Source organism: Paractinoplanes deccanensis, assembly GCF_016862115.1.
In the GTDB taxonomy this organism is placed as follows: Bacteria; Actinomycetota; Actinomycetes; order Mycobacteriales; family Micromonosporaceae; genus Actinoplanes; species Actinoplanes deccanensis.
On the sequence record NZ_BOMI01000090.1, the window covers coordinates 48816 to 71200 of the forward strand.

15 protein-coding genes are annotated in these 22385 nt (G+C 73.7%); 13 read left to right on the top strand and 2 right to left on the bottom strand.

Features of this window, described 5'->3' with window-relative positions; translation table 11 throughout:
• Positions 1 to 53: 53 nt before the first annotated feature.
• From Ade02nite_RS23540 to Ade02nite_RS23550, 3 genes are all read left to right on the top strand, one after another.
• Positions 54 to 1718 carry a bifunctional 3'-5' exonuclease/DNA polymerase gene (locus Ade02nite_RS23540; RefSeq protein WP_203767831.1) on the top strand — a complete coding sequence of 555 codons (1665 nt, stop codon included), beginning with the start codon at positions 54 to 56 and terminating at the stop codon, positions 1716 to 1718.
• A gap of 157 nt (positions 1719 to 1875) precedes the next feature.
• On the top strand, positions 1876 to 5460 hold the full coding sequence (gene metH / locus Ade02nite_RS23545) for a methionine synthase (RefSeq protein ID WP_239169000.1): 3585 nt from the start codon (positions 1876 to 1878) through the stop codon (positions 5458 to 5460).
• The gene (locus Ade02nite_RS23550; RefSeq protein ID WP_379036542.1) at positions 5421 to 5858 is read left to right on the top strand and encodes a rhodanese-like domain-containing protein; all 438 of its coding nucleotides are present in this window, start codon (positions 5421 to 5423) and stop codon (positions 5856 to 5858) included. Before metH ends, Ade02nite_RS23550 begins: the two co-directional genes overlap by 40 nt.
• Here Ade02nite_RS23550 and Ade02nite_RS23555 read toward each other — a convergent pair.
• Complete coding sequence (locus Ade02nite_RS23555) at positions 5852 to 6865, bottom strand: sialidase family protein (RefSeq protein ID WP_203767844.1); 1014 nt, start codon at positions 6863 to 6865, stop codon at positions 5852 to 5854. The two genes, Ade02nite_RS23550 and Ade02nite_RS23555, sit on opposite strands and share 7 nt — an antisense overlap.
• A 155-nt stretch (positions 6866 to 7020) precedes the next feature.
• On the opposite strand from Ade02nite_RS23555, the gene Ade02nite_RS23560 reads away from it, so the two are divergent.
• The 4 genes from Ade02nite_RS23560 (at position 7021) to Ade02nite_RS23575 (ending at position 9575) form a co-directional block, all read left to right on the top strand.
• The gene (locus Ade02nite_RS23560; protein WP_239169001.1) at positions 7021 to 7311 is read left to right on the top strand and encodes a PadR family transcriptional regulator; all 291 of its coding nucleotides are present in this window, start codon (positions 7021 to 7023) and stop codon (positions 7309 to 7311) included.
• 5 nt (positions 7312 to 7316) lie between these two features.
• Complete coding sequence (locus Ade02nite_RS23565; protein ID WP_203767847.1) at positions 7317 to 8078, top strand: hypothetical protein; 762 nt, start codon at positions 7317 to 7319, stop codon at positions 8076 to 8078.
• 109 nt (positions 8079 to 8187) lie between these two features.
• The gene (locus Ade02nite_RS23570) at positions 8188 to 9384 is read left to right on the top strand and encodes a cytochrome P450 (protein WP_203767849.1); all 1197 of its coding nucleotides are present in this window, start codon (positions 8188 to 8190) and stop codon (positions 9382 to 9384) included.
• Positions 9381 to 9575, top strand: a complete 195-nt coding sequence (locus Ade02nite_RS23575; protein WP_203767851.1) for a ferredoxin — start codon at positions 9381 to 9383, stop codon at positions 9573 to 9575. The genes Ade02nite_RS23570 and Ade02nite_RS23575 overlap by 4 nt, the downstream gene beginning before the upstream one ends.
• Here Ade02nite_RS23575 and Ade02nite_RS23580 read toward each other — a convergent pair.
• Complete coding sequence (locus Ade02nite_RS23580) at positions 9572 to 9775, bottom strand: helix-turn-helix domain-containing protein (protein WP_239168995.1); 204 nt, start codon at positions 9773 to 9775, stop codon at positions 9572 to 9574. The two genes, Ade02nite_RS23575 and Ade02nite_RS23580, sit on opposite strands and share 4 nt — an antisense overlap.
• A gap of 246 nt (positions 9776 to 10021) precedes the next feature.
• Here Ade02nite_RS23580 and Ade02nite_RS23585 point away from each other — a divergent pair, with 246 nt between their 5' ends.
• The 6 genes from Ade02nite_RS23585 to Ade02nite_RS23610 are packed head-to-tail and all read left to right on the top strand — an operon-like array spanning position 10022 to position 22379.
• Complete coding sequence (locus Ade02nite_RS23585) at positions 10022 to 11758, top strand: hypothetical protein (protein WP_203767855.1); 1737 nt, start codon at positions 10022 to 10024, stop codon at positions 11756 to 11758.
• On the top strand, positions 11755 to 12999 hold the full coding sequence (locus Ade02nite_RS23590; RefSeq protein ID WP_203767857.1) for a hypothetical protein: 1245 nt from the start codon (positions 11755 to 11757) through the stop codon (positions 12997 to 12999). Before Ade02nite_RS23585 ends, Ade02nite_RS23590 begins: the two co-directional genes overlap by 4 nt.
• A 39-nt stretch (positions 13000 to 13038) precedes the next feature.
• Positions 13039 to 16032, top strand: a complete 2994-nt coding sequence (locus tag Ade02nite_RS23595) for a helix-turn-helix transcriptional regulator (RefSeq protein WP_203767859.1) — start codon at positions 13039 to 13041, stop codon at positions 16030 to 16032.
• A gap of 17 nt (positions 16033 to 16049) precedes the next feature.
• A complete protein-coding gene (locus Ade02nite_RS23600; RefSeq protein WP_203767861.1) occupies positions 16050 to 16316 on the top strand; it encodes a hypothetical protein in 267 nt (88 codons plus the stop codon).
• Positions 16313 to 18814: a caspase family protein gene (locus Ade02nite_RS23605; protein ID WP_203767863.1), complete on the top strand. Its 2502-nt coding sequence runs from the start codon at positions 16313 to 16315 to the stop codon at positions 18812 to 18814. The genes Ade02nite_RS23600 and Ade02nite_RS23605 overlap by 4 nt, the downstream gene beginning before the upstream one ends.
• Positions 18815 to 18827: 13 nt before the next feature.
• The gene (locus tag Ade02nite_RS23610) at positions 18828 to 22379 is read left to right on the top strand and encodes a CHAT domain-containing protein (RefSeq protein WP_203767865.1); all 3552 of its coding nucleotides are present in this window, start codon (positions 18828 to 18830) and stop codon (positions 22377 to 22379) included.
• Positions 22380 to 22385: the final 6 nt, after the last annotated feature.

Genomic DNA, 22385 nt, shown 5'->3' on the forward strand with positions numbered 1-22385 from the left:
CTTGCCGCGCACCACCGGCAGAAAGTGTCGTACCCCTTCGCGAGAATGACGTCGTGCTGGTGGCCGTGGACCCGTCGGGGGTTCTCCAGGAGCTGCGGGCCGACGGCACGCCCGTCGGCCCGGCCCGGCATGTCGCCGATCTCGCGGCCGCGATCGCCGCGCGCGAGGCCGCCGACGCGCCGCGCTGGGTCTGGCCGGCCACCTCCGACATCTATCCGGGCCTGCTGCGCGCCGGGGTCCGGGTCGCCCGCTGCCACGACCTCGAGCTGACCGAGGCGCTGCTGCTCGGCCACGCCGGCCAGTGGGGCGCGCCGCGCTCGCTCGCCGCGGTCCGGGCCCGGCTCCACGGCCTGCCCGTGCCGCCCGACCCGCCGCCGCACCTGCCCGATCCGCCTGGCCTCGCCCAGGGCGCCCTCTTCGACACCCTCGCGACCTCCCCGCCCGCCGCCGGCTTCGACGTGATCGGGGCCGTCGCCGAGGCCTACGCCGACCAGCTGCGGCGCATCGCCGAGGCGACCGAGCATCCGGGCCGGTTCCGGCTGCTCGTGGCCGCCGAGTCGGCCGGATCGCTGGTCGGCGCCGAGATGGGGCACGTGGGGCTGCCGTGGCGCGCCGATCTGCACGACGAGCTGCTGCGCGACCTGCTCGGGCCGCCACAGGCTGTGGGACCGCCGCGCCGCCTGGCCGAGCTGACCGCCGAGATCAACGCGGCCTTCGGGGTGCATGGGCTCCATCCCGACTCCCCCGCCGAGGTGGTCAAGGCGTTCGCCCGGGCCGGCATCGACATCCCCAACACGCGGGCCTGGGTGGTGCGCCGCGTCGACCATCCCGCCGTCGAGCCCCTGCTCGCCTACAAGGAGCTCTACCGCATCTGGACCGCGCACGGCTGGTCGTGGCTCGACTCCTGGGTCACCGAGGGCCGCTTCCGGCCCGAATACGTGCCGGGCGGCGTCGTCTCCGGCCGCTGGGCCGCGCGCGGCGGCGGGGCGCTCCAGGTGCCCAAGGTGGTGCGCCGGGCCGTGGTCGCCGATCCGGGCTGGCGTTTCGTCGTGGCCGACGCCGGGCAGCTCGAGCCGCGGGTGCTCGCCGCGATGTCCGGCGACCGGCGGCTCGCCGAGGCCGGCGCGGCCGGCGACCTCTACGCGGCGCTGGCCGCCGACTCGTTCGACGGCGACCGCGCCAAGGCCAAGGTCGCCCTGATCGGGGCCATGTACGGTCAGACCGGCGGCGACGCCATCCCGGCGCTGGCCGTGCTGCGCCGGCGCTACCCGATCGCCTTCGACTACGTCGAGGCCGCCGCGCGCACGGGCGAGACGGGCGGCCTGGTCCGCTCCTGGCTGGGGCGCACGTGCCCGCCCTCGTCCGCCTCGTGGGCCGACGCGGGGCTCGACCCGCCCGAGGCCGAGCAGGCCCTGAGCGGCGCGTCCGGGCGCGCCCGCGGCCGTTTCACCCGCAACTTCGTCGTGCAGGCCACCGCCGCCGAGTGGGCGCTGGTGTTGCTCGCCACACTGCGTACCGCGTTGGAGGGAACCAAGGCCGAGCTGGTGCTGTTCGTGCACGACGAGGTGGTCGTCCACTGCCCCGCCGACGAGGCGGAACAGGTGGTCACGGCCGTGCACGAAAGCGCCGTCAAGGCAGGCCGCATGCTTTTCGGGGACACGCCGGTGCGGTTCCCCCTCGATGTCTCAACAGTTGGTGCGTACGCCGACGCGAAGTGATATTGCGGTAACTTGGATGGTCCGTAGCGAGAGGCGCTGCAACGGGGTGACTCCCGCCACGCTCGCTCGGTAGACACCGACCAAGGGCGCCTCCGTTGTCACCACGGAGGTGGTCGGTATGCAGAGAAGCGAACGCGTCGCTGAGCTCAAGCGCCTGCTGGGCGAGCGGATCCTGGTGCTCGACGGCGCCTGGGGCACCATGCTGCAAGGGGCCGACCTGAAGCCCGAGGACTATCGCGGGCCCATGATCCCCGCCGATCATCCGCAGGACGTGACCGGCGACCCCGATCTGCTGATCCTCACCCGGCCCGACGTGATCCTCGACGTCCACCGGCAATACCTCGCGGCCGGCGCCGACATCACCACCACCAACACCTTCACCGCGACGAGCATCGCCCAGGCCGACTACGGCCTCGAGCACCTCGTCCGCGAGATGAACCTCCAGGGTGCCCGGCTGGCCCGCCAGGCGGCCGACGAGGCCGGGGGCACGCGGTTCGTGGCCGGCTCGGTCGGCCCGCTCAACGTCACGCTGTCGCTCTCCCCCAAGGTCGACGACCCGTCGTACCGGGCGGTCACGTTCGACCAGGTCAAGGCGGCGTACGCGGAGCAGATCGCGGCGCTCGCCGAGGGCGGGGTCGACCTGCTGCTGATCGAGACGATCTTCGACACGCTGAACGCGAAGGCCGCCATCGCCGCGGCCCGGGAGGTGGCGCCCGAGCTGCCGCTCTGGATCTCGGTGACGATCGTCGACCTGTCCGGCCGCACGCTCAGCGGCCAGACCGTCGAGGCGTTCTGGCGCTCCATCGAGCGGGCCGAGCCGCTGGTCGTCGGCGTCAACTGCTCGCTGGGCGCCACCGAGATGCGCCCGCACGTGACCGACCTGGCCCGGCTCTCCAACGTCTACGTCGCCTCCCACCCCAACGCGGGCCTGCCCAACGCGTTCGGCGGCTACGACGAGCGGCCGGAGCAGACGGCGGCCCTGGTGAAGGGCTTCATCGACGACGGCCTCGTCAACATCGTCGGCGGCTGTTGCGGCACGACTCCCGCACATATCGGGCAGATCGCCAAGGCCGCGCGGGGCGCCGCGCCCCGCGTGATCGACCCGCCCGCCGAGACCACCCGGTTCAGCGGCCTGGAGCCGTTCGCCATCGGCCCCGACACCGGCTTTGTCATGATCGGCGAGCGGACCAACGTCACCGGCTCGGCCAAGTTCCGCCGCCTCATCGAGGCCGACGACTACCAGGGCGCCGTCGACGTGGCCCTCGACCAGGTGCGCGGCGGCGCCAACCTGCTCGACGTCAACATGGACGCCGACCTGCTCGACAGCGAGCAGGCGATGACCACCTTCCTCAACCTGATCGCCACCGAGCCCGAGGTGGCCCGCATCCCGGTGATGATCGACAGCTCGAAGTGGAGCGTGCTCGAGGCCGGCCTCAAGTGCGTGCAGGGCAAGGGCGTGGTCAACTCGATCAGCCTCAAGGAGGGCGAGGAGGTCTTCCTGGAGCACGCCCGCCGCATCCGCGACTTCGGCGCCGGCGTGGTCGTCATGGCCTTCGACGAGCAGGGCCAGGCCGACACCCGCGACCGCAAGGTCGAGATCTGCGGCCGGGCGTACGACCTGCTGGTCAACCAGGCGGGCTTCGCCCCCGACGACATCATCTTCGACCCGAACGTGCTGGCCGTCGCCACCGGCATCGCCGAGCACAACGGCTACGCCAAGGCGTTCATCGAGGCGCTGCCGCTGATCAAACAGCGCTGCCCGGGCGCGCGCACCAGCGGCGGCATCTCCAACCTGTCGTTCTCGTTCCGCGGCAACGACGTGGTCCGCGAGGCGATGCACTCGGCGTTCCTGTTCCACGCGGTCAAGGCCGGCCTCGACATGGGCATCGTGAACGCCGGCCAGCTCGCCGTCTACCAGGACATCCCGGCCGACCTGCTGGAGCTCGTCGAGGACGTGCTCTTCGACCGGCGCCCCGACGCCACCGACCGGCTCGTCACGTTCGCGTCCACGGTCACCGGCAAGGGCAAGCAGCGCGAGGTCGACCTGTCGTGGCGCGAGGCGCCGGTCGCCGAGCGCCTGTCGTACGCGCTGGTCCACGGCATCGTCGACTTCATCGAGGACGACACCGAGGAGGCCCGGCAGCAGTACGCGAGGCCGCTCGAGGTGATCGAGGGCCCGCTGATGGACGGCATGAAGGTCGTCGGCGACCTCTTCGGCTCCGGCAAGATGTTCCTGCCCCAGGTGGTCAAGAGCGCCCGCGTGATGAAGCGCTCGGTGGCCTACCTCGAGCCGTACATGGAGGCCGAGAAGGAGCAGGCGCGCCTGGAGGGCCGCATCGAGACCGGCCGCGGCCAGGGCAAGGTCGTGCTCGCCACGGTCAAGGGCGACGTGCACGACATCGGCAAGAACATCGTCGGCGTCGTGCTGGGCTGCAACAACTACGAGGTGATCGACCTCGGCGTGATGGTGCCGGCCGCCAAGATCCTCGACACGGCCGTGGCCGAGGGCGCCGACGTCATCGGGCTCTCCGGCCTGATCACGCCGTCCCTCGACGAGATGGTCGCGGTCGGCGCCGAGATGCAGCGCCGGGGCCTCAAGCTGCCGCTGCTCATCGGCGGGGCGACCACGTCCAAGCAGCACACGGCCGTGCGCATCGCGCCCGCGTACGACGGGCCCACCGTGCACGTGCTCGACGCGTCCCGGGTCGTCGGCGTGGTGTCCGACCTGCTCGACGCCGACCGCGCCGAGAAGCTGGACGTCGCCAACCGGGCCGACCAGGAGCGGCTGCGCGAGCAGCACGCCAACCGGCACGCCCAGCCGCTGCTCACCGTCGAGCAGGCCCGCGCCAACCGCGAGGTGGTCGACTTCGCCGACCTGCCCACGCCCTCCTTCACCGGCGTGCGCGATGTGCAGCCCACCATCGCCCAGCTGCGCGAGATGATCGACTGGCAGTTCCTCTTCCTCGCCTGGGAGCTCAAGGGCAAGTACCCGGCGATCCTGGAGCAGCCGGTCGCGCGCGAGCTCTACGACGACGCCAACACGCTGCTCGACAAGATCATCGCCGACGGGTCGTTCCAGGCCCGCGGCCGGTACGCGTTCTGGCCCGCGCACAGCGAGGGCGACGACATCGTGCTGGACAACGGGGTGACGTTCCCGATGCTGCGCCAGCAGACCCAGAAGCCGGACGGCCGCGCCAACCGCTCGCTCGCCGACTACATCGCCCCCGCGGGCGACCACCTGGGCGGCTTCGCGGTGGCGATCCACGGCGCCGAGGAGCTGGCCGCGAAGTACGAGGCCGAGAACGACGACTACCGGGCCATCATGGTCAAGGCGCTGGCCGACCGCCTGGCCGAGGCGTTCGCCGAGTTCCTGCATCTGCAGGCCCGCCGCGAGTGGTTCGAGCCGGACGCCCGGCCGAAGCTCGAGGACCTGCACGCCGAGCGCTTCCGCGGCATCCGGCCCGCCCTCGGCTACCCGGCGAGCCCCGACCACAGCGAGAAGAAGGACCTCTTCGATCTGCTCGGCACCAGGGAGATCGGGGTGGGGCTGACGGAGTCGTACGCGATGACGCCCGCCGCCGCGGTAAGCGGCCTGATCTTCGCGCACCCCGCCTCGCGGTACTTCACCGTGGGCCGGCTCGGCAAGGACCAGATCACCGACTACGCGGCCCGGCGCGGCATGACGGTCGAGGAGGTCGAGCGCTGGCTGCGCCCCAACCTGGCGTACGAGATCGACGCGTGACCACCGGCATCGACGTCCTGCTGGAGAAGGCTCGCGAGGGCCTCCTCCGCCTGGACCCGCACGAGACCCGCGCGGCGGTCGCCGCCGGCGCGCTGCTGATCGACACCCGCACCGACCGGCAGCGCGCCGAGCAGGGCGACCTGCCCGGCGCGATCGTCATCGACCGCACGGTGATGGAGTGGCGGCTCGACCCGATGTCGCCCGACCGCATCCCCGAGGCGACCGACTACGACGTGCACATCGTCGTGGTGTGCCGTCAGGGCTACAGCTCCAGCCTGGCCGCGGCGAGCCTGCGCGCCCTGGGCCTGTGGCGCGCCACCGACATGACCGGCGGCTTCGAGGCGTGGCGGGCCGCGGGCCTGCCGCTGTCGGGCAAGCCCGCCGACGTACGCTACTGAGGGTAGTCGCTCGCCTCGGTGAAGATGCCGACCACGGTCGCCGCCCGCACGTCGAAGCCGAGCGTCAGGAACTTGCCCGGCTCGAGCTCCACGCTGGACGGGTTCGCCTGGTCGGAGTGGCCGGAGTCGTAGAGCTGCACGTCGCCGTACCCGTCCCAGCCCTTCTCGGGCTCGCGCACCAAGCGGCCCACGGTGTCGCGGTGCTCCGAGAACCGGGGCTTGAGATCGCCGTACGTCACCAGCACCTCGCCGGTGCTCAGCCGCAGCGCGTGATGTGACGACGCGGGCATGTCGGTCGGCCGGGCGATGCTCCAGGTGTGCCCGTCGTCAGTGGACTCGGCGATGTACGCGTGCCCCACCGTCGTCCGGATCAGCACGACGACCCGGTCGTCGAGCACGGTCAGCGTCGGCTCCTGGAAGTGCACGCCCTCGGCCGCCGCGAGCAGCACCTCGGTCTCCGCCGGCCACGTGCGCCCGCCGTCGGTGCTGCGCACCACCGTCGCGCGCATCCACGCCTCGCCGGGCAGCCGCCCGTACAGCGGGAAGAGAAGATCGCCGCTGGGCAGCTCGGCCGCCGCGCCGTGCGACGCCGAGAACGTCTTGGAGGCCCGCCGCTCCTGATCCGGCAGCGCCATGGCCGTGCCGACCAGGATCGGCTCGCCCCAGGTCTCGCCGTTGTCGGTGCTGCGGTGCACCCAGGTGCCGTGCGTGGTGTGCCACGGCTCGGTCCACTCGATCACGAAGTAGCTGAGCAGCACGGTCCCGTCGCGCAGCACGACGAGCTTCGGGTCCCGGTCGTCGAACGGCCCGTCCACCGCCGTGCGCGGCTCGCTCCAGGTCCGGCCGTTGTCGGCGCTCTCCGCCACCCGGATACGCCCGTCGGCCTTCACGTGGCCCGTGCTCTCCCGCCAGGCCGCGAGCAGCCGCCCGTCGGCCAGCCGGACAACATCGGGAAAGTGCGGCAGCAGCCCCGGCTCGGCCCGGGCCACGGTGATCTGTGCAGGCAACGCTTAACCCCTCACCCCACGGTCGTTCCTCACTCCCGACCCTACCGGGCGGGCCGGAGCGTGGCTGGAACCCTCCACGGCTTGACCGACCTAGGTAAGATAAGCGCATGGGCGAGCCGATACGTGTTACCCAGCCCCTCCTCCAGGTCCTTGACATGCTCCTCGATGCCGCGTCCCGCGGAGACGACGTGCACGGTTGGGCACTGGCAAAGGCAACGCAGAGATCGGGTCCGACGATCTACGGCGTCCTCGATCGGCTGGAGGACGCCGGCTGGGTGGCCAGCCGCTGGGAGGACCAATCGGAGGATTCGAACCGCCCACGCCGCCGGCTCTATCGGTTGACCCCCACCGGAGCGGCTGAGGCCAGAACCTTGGTGACCCAACGGCGACCAGCCGGATTCTCCCCGCTCGCCTGGACAGACCTGCCGGCCGGCGGCCCAGCATGAAAGAGGTGATCATCGCCGTTCTGCTCGGCTTGCTGGTCAACGAGGGCTGCGAGCTCTCCCCTTGGCTGGCCCTCAGATTGGTGCGGCTGTCGGCAAGGCTTCGATACGGCAAGACCAGCCGCGCCGAGGTTCGAGCGGAAGAGTGGAGCGCTTACGTCAATGACCGGCCGGGCAAGCTGTTCAAGCTTTTCACCGCTGTGGGCTTCTTCGCGGGGGCGGTCCGGACAGCCGCCAAGCGCAAGGCCGTCACCGCAGCTTCCGCAATCCGTGCGACCGGAGCCGACCGCTACCGCCGATTGACCTCGGCAAGCCTCGTAGCGCTGCGGCCTCTGCTCAACAAGTACTACGCCAGGGCGGCCGTCACCTTGGCCGCCGATGCCATGGCGCAGGGAAGATCACGTCTGTTCTTCACCTTCGAGAAAAGCGGCGCGGACGAATATCTGCTCAAGATGACCGTCAGGCAGCCCGGATCGATCGAGAAATCCGTGACAGTGAGACAACGCGGAAGCATCCCGCACCTCGACCTGACCCGTTTCCATCTGCCCGGCGTCGTCGCGGGCGAGCGGTCCACAGTGTCCGTCAGGGTCGACGAGCCCGAGAGGATCTCGCGATCCGCGAGATTGAGGCGATCTTTGCGGCGAAGGAGGCCCCGGTGTTACCTGCGGGGTGCGGAACTTGTCATCCGCAACCATGACTTCGTTCAGCTCGGAGATGACAGTCACCTCCGCATCCGCATCAACCGAAGCGGGAGCCCCGCGACGAAGTGACGCCCTCGGCCGGTTCGGCTCCTGCCGTACGGGACCGGCCGGAACCGCCGCCGAACTCGGCACGCCGCCGTTGTATTGACGGATGTAAATGTGGCGTAGCGTCACGGGAATGACACTGCCTGCGCTGCCGATGCCGAGAGAAGATGAACGTCCCTTCGACCCGCCGCCCGAGTACGCCGAGCTGAGGGCCTCCGGCAAGGTGATCCGGGTGGCCTGCCCGACCGGGCTGGACGCCTGGCTGGTCGCCGACTACGCCGGGGTGCGCGAGGTGCTCGGCGACGGCCGCCGGTTCTCGACGCGGCCCGGGCTGGCCGCGCACGTGCTCGCCTCGTACGAGGACGACGGGCCGATCGACAACTTCACCCGGATGGACGGGCCCGAGCACGTGCGGATCCGGCGCAACTTCGCGCCGCAGGTGACCCACGCGCGCCGGCTCGCCGAGCTGCGGCCGATGGTCGAGCGGATCACCGACGAGGCGATCACCCGGATGCTCGCGTCGCCCCAGCCCTATCCGCTGCACAGCCAGTTCTCCACCGCCATCACCACCTCGGTGATCGCCGAGCTGATCGGGGTGCCGCCGGAGGACCGCCACCTGCTGCACGACGCCGCCGTGAAGCTCTTCGACCCGTCGACCAAGGCCGACGAGCTGCGCGAGGCGCTGACGCCGCTCTACACGTACCTCTATCAGGCCGTCGCCACCCGCCGCGCCAAGCCGGGCGACGACGTGCTCAGCCGGATGATCGAGCACAGCGCCGGCAGCGACCGTCCGCTCACCGACACCGAGCTGACCGAGATGAACGCGGCCCTGCTGATCGCCGGTTTCGACACGACCGCGTCGATGATCACGTACGGCCTGGTCACGCTCCTGAACAAGCCCGGCGAGTGGGACAAGCTGGTCGCCGACCCGGACACCGCCGTCCCGGCCACCGAGGAGCTGGTGCGCTACCTCGCCGTCGGCATCGGCCTGCTGCGCCAGGCGACCGAGGACACCGTCGTGAACGGGCAGCCGATCAAGGCCGGCGACTACGTGGTGGTCGCGGTGCAGTCCGGCAACCGGGACACCGCCCTGCACCCGGACGCCGACGAGCTCGACGTGACCCGCAAGCCCGGCGCCCACCTCGGCTTCGGGCACGGCGCCCACGCCTGCGTCGGCCAGCAGATCGCCCGCATGGAGCTGACCACGGTGCTGCGGGCCCTCGCCACCCGGGTGCCGGCGTTGCGCATCGCGGTGCCCCTGGAGGAGATCGTCTGGAAGAAGGACTCCGTGGTCCGCGGCCCGGCCGAGCTGCCGGTGGCCTGGTCATGAGGGTCAGCGTCGACCGGGACCTGTGCATCGGCGCGGGCAACTGCGCGCTCACCGCGCCCGCCGTCTTCGACCAGGACGCCGAGGAGGCCGTCGTGGTGCTGTTGACCGACTCCCCGCCGGAGTCCGAGGGCCCCGCCGTGCGGCAGGCCGTGGAGCGCTGCCCGGCCGCGGTGATCCGGGTGCTCCCCTAGAGCGACGGCCGTGTCAGAACGTGGTGGACGAGCTCGGCCCGGTTACGCACGCCCAGCTTGCGATAGATGTTGCCGAGGTGGAACTCGACCGTCTTGACGCTGAGGAACAGCGCGGACGCCACCTCGCGGTTGGTCAGCCCGGTCGCCGTCGCCCGGCACACCCTGCGCTCCTGGGGGGTCAGTTCGTCGTGGACGTGCATGCCGGCCTCCGCGATGGACTGCGATGCCCGGGCGGGCGATCCGCCGCAAGCCGCCCGGGCAAGGACTGCACCGAGCCTCGCGCGCGCCGGCCGCGAGCGCATGGGGCGAGTGCCTTAGACGCGCCGTGCGGCATTCCTTAGACGCGTTTCCCAGGGTTTCTCCCGGCGCGCCGGAGCGGCGGCGTGGGCGAACGTGGACGTCGGCCGGTCCGGGAAGCGCCCGGACCCGCCGATCCGGAGGAAACGATGTCCGAGGAGATCTTCGTCGACGCGTCCGCGCCGTTCGTCTGGTCCGAGAAGCACCCCCTGGCCTTCTTCAAGTCCAACCTGGACAACACGTTCCTGTACGCCAACCGCGCCGGGCGCATCGCCATGGACGGCGACCGGTACCGGTTCGCGCTCATCCGCAACCGCAAGAAGGAGTCCACCGCCGGCGGCGGCACCCAGGTGGTGACCAAGGGCGGCCTGCTCACCACGCAGATCGACGTCTCGGCGGTCGTCGGCACGCCCGAGGACGAGGCGGCGTGGACCGAGGCGATCAAGCGGGACAGCCCGTTCGTGCCGCCGAACATCGAGCGGCTCAAGCTGCGCCCGCTCGGCCTGCGGGGCGGTGTCATGACCATCTCCGGTCTGGAGGGGCTGGTCGAGCACCCGGAGCAGTACCGCGGGATCGAGGTCGGCATGCAGTCGACGGTGCCGATCACCCTGCCCCTGACCGGCGACGGCGCGGACACCCTGTGGCGGGTGCTCGGCACGCCGGTCGGCATGCCGATCACCGTACGGTTCGACTACAAGTACGACGCCTGCCGCCCGGGCGCGCACTACCGCATCACGGCGGACACCCGGAAGGTGTACGAGTACTTCGGGCTCAACACCGTCGTGGCGGCCAGCTGGTTCGGGTTCGTCACCGGCCGGGTGGACATCTCGGTGGTGTGCGAGGAGCTGACCGGCAGCGGCGCGCTGACCATCGAGTGGATCGCCAAGCCCGAGGGCTTCGACGAGAGCCGGATCAAGGTGATGGAGGAGAGCATCGTCGCCGCCTTCGCCAAGCAGGCGCTCGACCTGATGGTCGAGGACGTGGTCGCCGATCCGCAGGCGCCCGACCCGGACGGCTACTTCGGCGGCGTCTCCGTCAAGCTCAAGAGCTTCGACAAGGTGCAGTCCCTCAGCCTGTCGGGCGAGTACAAAGAGAACACCATCAGTACCGAGACGTACAGCTACGCCTTCACGCTGGGCCAGCTCCGCAACCTCGACCCCCGGGTGTACGGCGTGGACGTCGCCGGCGAGAACGAGGTGCCGATCTCGGTCAACCTGGGCCGCGACGAGCGGCACGTGCGGGGCTACAGCTGCCAGTACGGCTACCGCCGGCCGGACGGCATCGTGGTCAGCGCCCACGCCGACGCCCTCGGCTCCGACGGGCTGATGCTCAACGGGGTCATCCAGTGGGACCCGCGCGATCCGCGCCCGGAGCACGCCGAGATCCAGTTCGCCGCCGACTGGAACCTGCTGGCCTGGGAGGACTACGCGAACAAGCTCCAGCCGAGGGTCGGCGACTCGGGGGTGCTGTTCACCTACACCCCGGGCTCGTACGTGCGGACCGTCGGCGTGCTGTGCGACTTCGCGAAGGCCGCGCCGGGGACGACGGCGTTCGTCGAATGGCGCACCGTCCTGCCGCCGAACCCCGACGGCAGCCGGCCGAAGAACTACGACGGCAGCTTCATGTACGTGGGCGCCGGCCCGGCAGCCGAGATCGACAAGCACATCATCGAGTTCCCGTACCGCCCGGAGACCGTCGCGGACGCGCGCTTCGAGTGGGAGGCCACCCTCGTCACGCCGGACGGCAAGGTGTGGAGCCGCTCGGGCAGCGAGCCGGTCGAGCGGGCCTCCGCCGTGCTCGCCGTGCGGGCGCTGCTCAAGCCCGTGCCCGACAACGCCGGCGGTGCGCCCGCGCGAGCCGCGCGCGTGCTCGCCGGACGACGATGAGCGACGCGGCCTTCGTGGACGGCGCCGCCGAGCCGATCCGGACCGCCGACGGCCGCACCTGGCTGTTCCCGGCCGTGACCGCCGGTGTCTGGTTCTTCGCGCGGCGCCTGTCCGTCTCGGGCGGGCCGGACGGTCCGCCCGTGCTCGCTCTGCTCCGCAAGCGGCGGCACCCGGCCTGCGGCCCGGCGGTCACCGACGGCGGCGCCTTCTCGGTGCAGGCCGGCCTGGTCGCGTCCGCACCGGACGCGGCCGAGGAGCGGGCTTGGACCGAGGCGGTGGGCGCCGGGCCCGGCGAGCGGCCGGTCTTCGCGCCACTGGCGCTGCGAGCGGGGCGGATGACGGTCGAGGTGGCCGGCCGGGGGCCGGCGGGCGAGCCGGACCCGCTCGGCGGGGCGGTGACGGCCGTGGCCGACCTGACGCTGGACGCGGCGGAGGCCGACGCCTTCGCCGCGGCCCTCGGCTCGGGCAGCGGACCGCCGGTGACGCTGTGCTTCGAGCACCGCTACGACGTGGCGGTGCGGGCCGGGGACGACCTGACGGTCGGCGTCGCCGAGCTGCGCCGCTCGATCGACCTGGCCGAGATGCGCGGGCTCGACCCGGCGGCGCACGTGGCCGACGTGACCGGTGACGAGACGGTCCCGCTGACGATCACGTGCCCGCCCGACCCGCGGGTGCACCGCTACGCCGTCCAGTACGGCTACGTGCGCCCGGACGGCACCACCGGCGGCGGGTCGGCGCACGGCGACGGCGCGGACGGCCTGCGGCTGCGCCATCTCATGCGCTGGGATCCCGGCGGCGGCCCGCCGTCCACCGTGGAGGTCAGGCATGTCGTGGAGTGGGCCGAGCCCGACTGGCCCGCGTCGACCGGTACGACGGTGCTGGCCACCGGACCACCCTGCCTGAGCTGGCGGAGCAGGCCGTCGTCGATCGCCGAGGTGGCGTTGCGCACCGACCTCGGCCGGGAGGGGCCCGGCTCGTTCGCGACGATCTCCTGGCGGGCCGGACCGGTGCGGCCGGACCGGCCCCAGCTCTCCGGCACCCTGCTGATCGAGGGCACGGACGGGCTCCTCCGCGAGGTGATCGCGTTCCCGGCGGCCCCGCTGGCGATCTTCACGTGGACCGCCGAGCTGGTGCACCCGGACGGCACGACGGCCGCGGGCCAGGGCGGATTCGTGGTGCGCGAGCGCAACGAGGCCGACGTGCTGCGGGCGAGCCTGAAGCCCGGACCGGCCCTGGGATGAGCCGAAACCCGACTGACTTCGTCGCTGGGGAGCGGGAGCATGAGCATCGTGGGTGTCGCCACCCCGTTCGTGGGGAGGGGTCCGGAGCTCGCCTGCCTGGCGGAGATGCTGGCGCGGGCAGCCGAGCGATCACCCAAGGCGGTTGTCCTGGTCGGCGACGCGGGCGTGGGCAAGACGCGGCTGCTGCGCGAGTTCGCGGCGGCGGCCCGCACGTCGGGCGCCCGCGTGATCAGCGGCTCCTGCGTGGCGCTCGGGTCGGGCGAGCTGCCGTACGCCCCGCTCATCGACGCGCTGCGCCGGCTGGCCCGCGACGTGGGTGACGACACGCTGCGCGAGCTGGCCGGCCCGGCGTACGCGGACCTCGCCGGCCTGATCGCCGACTTCCACGACTCCGGCCGCCCCGCCGACCCACGGCCCGCCTCGCAGCTGGTCGTCTTCGGGGCCGTGCTGCGGCTGCTCGACCGGTTGAGCACGGACGAGCCGGTCGTGCTGGTCTTCGAGGACCTGCACTGGGCCGACCAGTCCACCCTGGACCTGCTCGCCTATCTGACCCGCGGCCTCACCGACGAACGGGTCCTGCTGGTGGGCAGCTACCGCGCCAGCGACCTGCCGGACCGCCACGCGCTGCGCGCGGTGATCGCCGAGCTCGACTTCGCCCGCCGGCTGGTGCACCTCGAGCTGACCGGCTTCGCCCCGGACGAGCTGCGCCGGTTCCTCGGCCACCTGACCGGCACCCGCACCGACGACGAGCTGTTCGCCCGCGCCTTCGAGCTCTCCGAGGGCAACGCCTTCTTCGCCGAGGAGCTCGTCGTGGCGGGCGTGCTGCTCTCCCCCGCGCCGGGTGCGACCGTGCGGCTGCCGCGCACGCTGCGCGACCTGATCCTGGCCCGCTTCGAACGGCTCGGCGACGCGAGCCGCGAGGTCATGCGGGTCGCCGCCACGGCCGGCCGGCGGGTGAGCCACCGGCTGCTGGCCACCGTGTGCGGCCTGCCCACCACGGCGCTGCACGCGGCGCTGCGCGAGTGCGTCTCGCAGCACATGCTCGTCACCGACCCGGAGGACGACACGTACGTCTTCCGGCACGCGCTGCTGCGCGAGGCCGTGCACCAGGACCTGCTGCCGGGCGAGCGGATCGGGCTGCATGCGGCGATCGCGGCGGCCATCATCGCCGACGAGCAACTCGGCCTGCCCGAGGACGTCACGCTCGCCGCCGAGCTGTCCTACCACTGGTACGAGGCCCGCGAGTACGGCCACGCGCTGGCGGCGGCGATCCGCGCCGGCGACACTGCGGTGCGAGTGCGCGCCTTCCGCGAGGCCGAACTGCAATACCTGCGCGCGCTCGAGCTCTGGCCGCGCGTGGCCGAGCCGGCCAAGGTGGCGGGGGTGCCGCGCGACCGGGTGCTCGGCGCCGCGGCGGAGGCCGCCCGCTGGGCCGGGCACGTCGACCGGGCCGTCGAGCTGGCCCGCGAGGCGCTCGACGACCTCGACGCGACGACCTCACCCGCCCGCGCCGGCGAGCTGCTGGAGCGGCTGGGCCGCTATCTGTGGGAGTCCGCCGACACCGTCGGCTCGCGCGAGGCGTACGTCTCGGCGGGCGGGCTGCTGGCCGGCCAGGAACCCTCCGCCCTGGCCGCCCGGGTGATCGCCGGGCAGGCGCTCGCCGAGGTGCAGGCGGGCCGCTACACGGCGGGGTTGCGGGCCGGGCGCGAGGCGGTCGCGATGGCGCGCACCGTGCAGGCCCGGGAGGAGGAGGGCCGGGCGCTGAACACCGTCGGGGTGGCCCTCACCATGCTCGGCCGCGTCGACGAGGGGGTCGGCGCGCTGCGGGTGGCGCTCACCATCGCCGAGGACACCGACAACCTCGAGGACCTGTTCCGGGCGTACGGAAACCTGATGGTCTCGCTGGAGAACTCGGGCCGGCTGGAGGAGTCGGTGCGGGTGGCACTCGACGGCGTGGACCGGGCCCGGCGCTCGGGCCTGGAGCACACGCGGCCCGGCGGCGTGCTGGCGAACAACGCGAGTGCCGTGCTCACCCAGCTGGGCCGCTGGGACGAGGCCATCGCCCTGATCGCCGACCTGGTGGCGGACCGGCCCGTGCGGCAGAGCCTCTATCCCCGGCTCACCCTGGCCGAGATCGACGTCGCGCGGGGACGGTTCGACCAGGCGCGCGAGAGGCTCACGGCGATCCGCGAGGCCGCCGCCAACCTGCGCGACCCGCAGTTCCTCGGCGCGCTGGTGGCCTGCGAGTCGGAGCTGGCGATCTGGTCGGGCGAGCCGGACGAGGCCCGCAAGATCCTGGCGGCCGGCCTGGACGCGATCGGCGACACCGAGCACGTCGTCGTGCGGCTGCGCCTGTACGCCCTCGCCCTGCGCGTCGAGGCGGACGAGTGGCTGCGCCTAGCGCTGCGGCACGGTCACGACCCGGAGGACGTCCGCGTCGAGGAGCTGCACGCGGCGGCGGCCCGCTCGGCGCCGGCGGAGGCCCACGACCCCAAACCCGAGGAGCGGGCGCTGCGGCTGCTGTGCCGGGCCGAACGGGAGCGGGCCAGCCGGGCCGATCCGGCGCTCTGGGCCGAGACGGCGGACGCCTGGCTGGCCTTCGGCCGGGTGCCGCCGGCCGCGTACGCCCGATGGCGTGAGGCCGAGGCGGCGGTCGAGGGCCGCGACCGGCAGCGTGCCACCCGGGCCGCCCGTGAGGCCCACCGCGCGGCGAGCCGGCTGGGCGCGGAGCCGTTGCTGCGGGAGGTGTCGGGCCTGGCCCGGCGGGCGCGGCTCGACCTGCGCGAGGACGAGGCCGCCCGGGAGCCGGGGCCGGGCCGCGCCGACCGCCCGTTCGGGCTGACGCCGCGCGAGCGCGAGGTGCTGCGGCGGCTCGGCGACGGGCAGACGAACCGGCAGATCGCGCGCGCGCTGTTCATCACCGAGAAGACGGCGAGCGTGCACGTTTCCAACATTCTGATGAAGCTCGGCGTCGGGAACCGGGGCGAGGCGGCGGCCGCCGCGCACCGCCTGGGCCTGTTCGACGACCGATGACCGCGAGGGGATGAGAGATGGCGAAGAAGCTTCTGCACGTCGGGCACTTCACCTACACGATCGTCGAGACCGAGGACACCGATGCGCAGGCCGTGGCGGAGTCCGTCCAGGCGGCGATGGACGAGGGGGACGTCTGCGAGATCGCGGTGCTCGACGAGAACGACCGCCAGCTGACGCTGTATCTGAACGGCCGCACCGTCGACGTGGTCGTCTTCGACCACGGCCTCGGGCCGCGGCCCACCGAGATCTCCCGCCCGCAGGAGCCACCGCGGGACAATCCATGACCCGCCGTGCTCTGCTGCTGGGCGCGCAGTACGGCGAGCTCACCGGGGTCGGCAACGACCTGGACACCATGACCGCGCTGCTCGAGCCGCGCGGCTTCGAGGTGCGGCGTTGCGACGGCGCGGCCGCGACCCGGGCCGGCATCCTCGCCGCGTACGCGACGCTGATCGCGGACACCTCACCCGGCGACGCGGCCTTCGTCTACTACTCGGGGCACGGCGGCCGCGCCCGGGCCGAGCGCGACGACCTGCCCGACCTCCAGTTCGTCGTGCCGGCCGACTTCGCGGTCTCGAACCCCGGCGACTTCCGCGGCATCCTCGCCGCGGAGCTGTCGGTCCTGCTCGCCCGGCTGCTGTCCAGGTCGGACAACGCCGTCGTGATGCTGGACTGCTGTCACGCCGCGCACATGTCCCGCGATCCGGAGCTGCGCCCGCGAGCCCTGTCCCGGATCAGCTACCTCGACGTCGTGCGGCACCGGGAGAAGCAGCTCGCCGAGGGGCTCGAGGTCGACCTGCTGCACCCGCTGGGCAACCGGTCGGCCGTCCGGCTGGTGGCCTGCGCGCCGGACGAGTCGGCGTACGAATATCCGAACCGCGCCGGGATCACCACGGGCATCTTCACGGAGTCGTTCGCGATCGCCTTGGCCGAGGCGGGCGGCCTGCCGGTGACGTGGACGACCGTGCTGCGCCGGGTCCGCGAGCGGGTGCAGACGATCACGCCGGTGCAGCGTCCCGAGGTCGAGGGCGCGGTCTCGTCCCGGCTGCTGTTCGAGACCGAGCAGGCCGGCCCGGTGAACGCCGTGCCGCTCACCGCGCTGCCCGGCGGGCGGGCCGCGATCCCGGGCGGCCGGCTGCTGGGCATCACCGTGGGCGACCGGTACGCGGTCATGCCGCCCGGGGCCGCGGCGATGGACGACGCGCTGACGGTGGCGGACGCGACGGTCGACCGGGTCGCGGTCACGGCCGCGCAGGCGGCCCTGGAGTTCCGCGCCGGGCACGACCGCCTCCCGCTGGGCGCGCTCGGCTTCCCCACCCGCGTCGCGGCGGCGCAGCGAGCCGTGGCCCTCCGAGGCGACGCGGCGGCGACGGCGCAGGTGCGCGACGCGATGAAGGACGCCTCCCTGGTGCGCCCGGCCGGTGACGACGAGGACACCCTGCTCGCCACGGTCGAGGCCACGGCGGGCGGCCTGGTCATCCGGGACGCCGCGGGCCCCCTCACCGGGGCGGTGCCGGTGGCCGAGATCGCGCAGGGCCTGCAGAAGCTGGCGCGCGCCGAGAACCTGCGCACGCTCGCGTCGGTGCCCGCGGCGGAGCTCGACGATCCGTTCACCGTGGAGTGGGGACGGGCGGTGGGCGGCGCGGCCGTGCCGATGCGGCCGACCGGCGAGGTGGTGCACGCCGGCGAGTCGATCTACATACGGCTGCGCAACGACAGCGACCGCCGCCTGTACTTCAACGTCTTCGACGTGGCCATCTCCGCCCGGGTCCAGCTGGTGAACGACAGCGACCGCAGCGGGCTGCGGCTGGCGCCGGGCGAGGAGCACGTGTTCGGCCGGTCCGAGTTCGGCGGTCTGGAGGGCATTCCCCTCGCGTGGCCCGACGGCGTGCCCGACGAGGAGGTGCGGCCGGAGAGCATCGTCGTCGTGGTCACCACCGCCCGGCAGGACCTGACGGTGCTGGAGCAGCAGGCCATCGGCGACCAGGCCCGCGACCTGCTCGACGAGATCGACCGGTCCGGCACCCCGTTGCAGAAGCTGCTGGCGCAGACCGTGCTGGGCGGCACCCGCGACCTGGTGCTCAAGGCCGGCGCCACCGTGGTCGAGTACGCCGTGCGGCACCTCGAGCTCCAGGCCAGCGCGCTGCCCGCGCCGGTTCGCGAGGTGCCGGCCTTCGAGGTGGACGAGCGGCCGAGCGAGTCCGTGCGCCTCCTGGGCGGCCGCGGCCAGGGCGTGGACAGCACGCCGGCGACCGTCGCGATCCACCTCGGCGATCTGATCGTGCGCGACCGGGCTCTGCTCGGCGCCGACGTGCGGGTGGACACCCTGGTCCTCACCGGGGGCGGCGGCGATCGCCCCGTCTACCGGGCCGAGACCGCGCGGTTCCACGACGCCGGCGGCCAGTGGCTGCCGCTCGACGACCTGCCGATCCATGCGGGACAGGTGGCCGGCCACGTCGACCTGGCCTGCTGGGTGTCGCGCGACCACGCCGGCAGCCCGAGCCTGAGCGACATGCTGCGGCAGCGGCTGACGGATCAGGACTTCCCGGCCGGGCCGCCGGCCGCGGCGTCACCGGCCACGGCGGCGGTGGCGGCGGTCAGCGCGGTGGCGACCGTCGTGAACACCGCGCACGCGCTGCTCGCCAAGGCCGTCGGCGACAGCATCGCCCTCTACCGCGGCTCCTTCCTGGCCGGCGAGGACTACGGGATCGGCCGCCATCCCGGCGGCGGGCAGTTGGCGGCCGACGACTTCTCGTTCCACTACCGCATCGAGCGAGTGCCCTGACAGGAGGGACGTCATGCCCGGAACCGCCGTTGAGCTCGTGCCGGGCGGCCTGCTCGACCGGCTGGCCGCCACCGCCGAGGCCGATGCCCTGTCGGCGGTGCGAGCCGCGGCGGCGGCCGGCGCTCCCGCCCGTGCGCTGGCCGCGACCGGCGGCGTGACCGGCGCCGACCCGGTCACCCTGGCGGCCTGGCGGCACTTCGCCTGGCATGCGTACTGGCTCGCCTTGCCCGACGGCGGCGGGGCCCCGCAGACCGAGGCCCTGCTCGGCCGGATGCTGCGGGAGGCACCGCGCCCGAGGCCGGAGGTCATCGCGCGGCCCGAGGACTGGATCGTCGGGCGGCTGCTCACCGAGGTGCGCGAGTGGCGGGCGATCGCCACGCAGGCGGTGCTGCTGGACGACAGCGACGCGGTGCGCGGGCTGGGCATCGCCGACATCGACGAGGCGCGGGCCCGGCTCGGCACGCGGCAGGACCTTCAGGGGCATCTCGACCTGCTGGCCGCCGACCTGTCGGCCCGGACCGGCGACCTGGCCGCGGCCGACGGCTACCTGCGGTCGGCCCGGCAGCGTCTGGACGCCGCCGGCGACGCCCGCGGCCTCGCGGCGGCCTCCCTGGTCACCGGCGACCTGCTGGCGGCGCCGCTCTCCTCGCCGCTGGCGTGGAACTGCCTGCTGGTGAGCATGCGCAGCACGCCGGGCGCCGAGCTCGACGACAAGGTGGAGCTCAGGGAGTTCACCGGCTCGCCGGGCGCCGCCGACGCGGCCCGGGCGGCCTACGACGACTCCGAGGCCCGCTATGCCGCGGCCGGCGACGCTGCGGGCCTGGCCGCCGCCGGGCTGCGCCGCGCGTACCTGGAGGTGGCGGCGGGCCGGCCGGCCGAGGCCGTCGCGCTGGCCACCCGGGCCCGGCAGTCCTTCGCCGAGGCGGGACGGCCCCTGGACGAGGCGACCGCCGCCGTGCACGCCGCCCTGGCGGCCGTCGCCGACGACGTGCTGCCCGCCGACGCGGGCGCCGCGGCCCTGGTGATCGCGGCGGGCGCGGCGACCATCGGGCACGGGCCCGCGCTGGGGCTCGGGCTGCTGTGCTGCCGCATGGGCCGGCATTGGAGCGCGCTGGGTGACCGGCCGGAACGAGGCGTGGCCGCGCTCGGCCTGGCGCGCCAGGTGCTGGCGGCGACCGGCGATCCGGTCCTGCGCAGCCAGGCGGCCGCCGCCGCCGGCGAGGCCGCCGCGGCGGTCAACGACGTGACGGCGGTGCGTCTGGCCATCCGCGACGCCCTGGCCGCCGACGACGAGCCGCTGGCCGAGCCGGCCGACCCGCTCGACCATCGCCGCCAGCGGCGTGCCCTGCTGGCCGTCAAGTCGTACATCCTCGGCGCGCGCATCCGCGACGTGGACGGCATGGAACGCGCCGCCCGCGCGCTCGAGGACGTGCTCGAACCGCTGCGCCGCGGGCTCGACGGCTACACCGGGACGGCCCAGCAGGTGGCCGCGCAGCTGCTCACCCTCACCGACCTCCCCGGCAACGCGGTGACCGGCCTGGTCTATCGAGCACGGGCCGCGCGGGACGCGGGCGACGACGAGCTGGAGGAGGAGCTGCTGACCGAGGCGCTGGAGGCGCTCGACGCGGCGCCGGGACCGGAGCGCGACTTCGGCGAGGCCGTCGTCACGGCGTACACCGGCGACCTCGCGGCCGCGTCCGCGGCGTTCGAGCGCTACGCGGAGGGCGAGCTGGCCGGCACGGCCGAGGGCAGCCCGGCGTGGCGCATGATCCACGTCGAGGGGCTCGCGTTCCAGCTCAACGTCGAGCGGGCCGGTCCGGCACGGGCACACCACGACGCGCTGAGCCGGAGCCGCCCGGACTGGTGGCGTGGCCTCGGCGAGAAGTGGGAGCACCGCACGCTCGTGGCGCGGCTGCTCGAACAGGAGGGTGACCTGCCCGGGGCACTGGCCGTGTTCGACGAGGCGCTCGGCGACATCGAGCGCACCCGCGGCGGGCTGCGCCGCGACGAGCTGAAGACGTCGTTCTTCGCCGGCTCCGGCGTGCGCAACGCCTATCTCGACGCCACGCGTGTCGCCCTGCGGCTGGCCGAGGCCGCGCCGGCCGAGTCGGCCGGCTGGCACGCCAAGGCGTTCGGCTACGCCGAGCGCGCCCGGTCGCGGGCGCTGCGCGACCTGCTGGCCGCCAACCTGAGCGCCGAGGGCGCCGGGCTGTCGTCCGCGCTGGTCGATCGGTGGCGGGCGGCCGGCGCCCAGGTCACGCTCGCCCAGGACCGGCTCGCCGCGGCGGCCGAGCCGTCCGACGAGCTGCGCGCCGCGCTGGCCGCGGCCCTGTCCACGCTGGACGCCGTCGAGCTCGAGCTCCGCGACGCCGACCCGCGCTTCTGGACGGCGGTCAACCCGCAGGCCGTTCCCGCCGGCCTCGGCACGGTCGCCGCCGGCCTGCCGGAGGGCGTCGCGATCATCCAGTACGTCGCCGGTGCCGGCGATCTCCTGGCCTGGGCGGTGACCCGGCACGGGCTGACGGCGCCGCACCGGCGGCGTGACCGCGAGGTCGTGCGGCTCACCGGCCTGGTGTCCACGATGGTCGACGCCTGCGCGACCGGGCGCCGTTACACCACGGCCGCCGCCGGCCTGGCCGACCTGCTGCTCGAACCGCTGCGCCCGGTCATCGAGCGGAGCAGCGCCCTGCTGCTGATCCCGTCCGGGCCGCTCGCCCGCCTGCCGTTCGGCGCGCTCCCCTGGGACGGCGCCCCGCTCTGGTCGGCGCGGCCGCTCACCGTGCTGCCCAGCGCCGGGCTGCCCGAGGCCCGTCCGCCGGGCGCGGCCGGCGGGCCCTCGCTCGTGGTCGGCGATCCGAGCGACATGGCCTACCAGTTTCCGGGCTCGCCGAGGCCGGCGCCGCAACCCGCCCTGCCGGGCGCCGCCGTGGAGGCCTGGCACGTCTCCCGGACGCTCGCCGGCGCGACCCTGCTGCTCGGCCCGCAGGCGACCGAGGCCGCCGTCCGGGCCGGGCTGAGCGGCGCGCCGGTGATCCATCTCGCCACCCACGGGGTGCTCGATCCCGAGGCACCTCTCGGCACCGCGGTCCTGCTCGCGTCCGGCGAGTCGTTGACCGCGGCGGAGCTCTTCGGCGTGCGGCTCGACGCCGGCCTCGTCGTCATGAGCGCCTGCCGCACCGGGGCCGGCACCGTGGTGGGCGGTGACGAGCTGCTCGGCCTCGGCCGGGCGCTGGTGGCGGCCGGGGCCCGGGCGGTCCTGGTGAGCCGCTGGGCGATCGACGACACGTCGACGGCCCTGCTGATGGCCGAGTTCCACCGCCGCCGCGCCGCGGGCAGCAGCGACGCCGTCGCGCTCCAGGAGGCCGTCGCCCACATCCGCTCGCTCGACCGCAAGCGGGCCCGCGCGCTGTTCGACCGGATGACGGCGGAGGCGGCGGCCGCGGGTCAGCAGGCCGTGGCGGCCCTGACCGAACAGGCGGTCCGCGACCTGGACCTGGGCCCCGACGCGCCGTACGAGCACCCGTACCACTGGGCCGCCTTCGACCTGATCTCGGCGGGCGGCTGAGCGGGC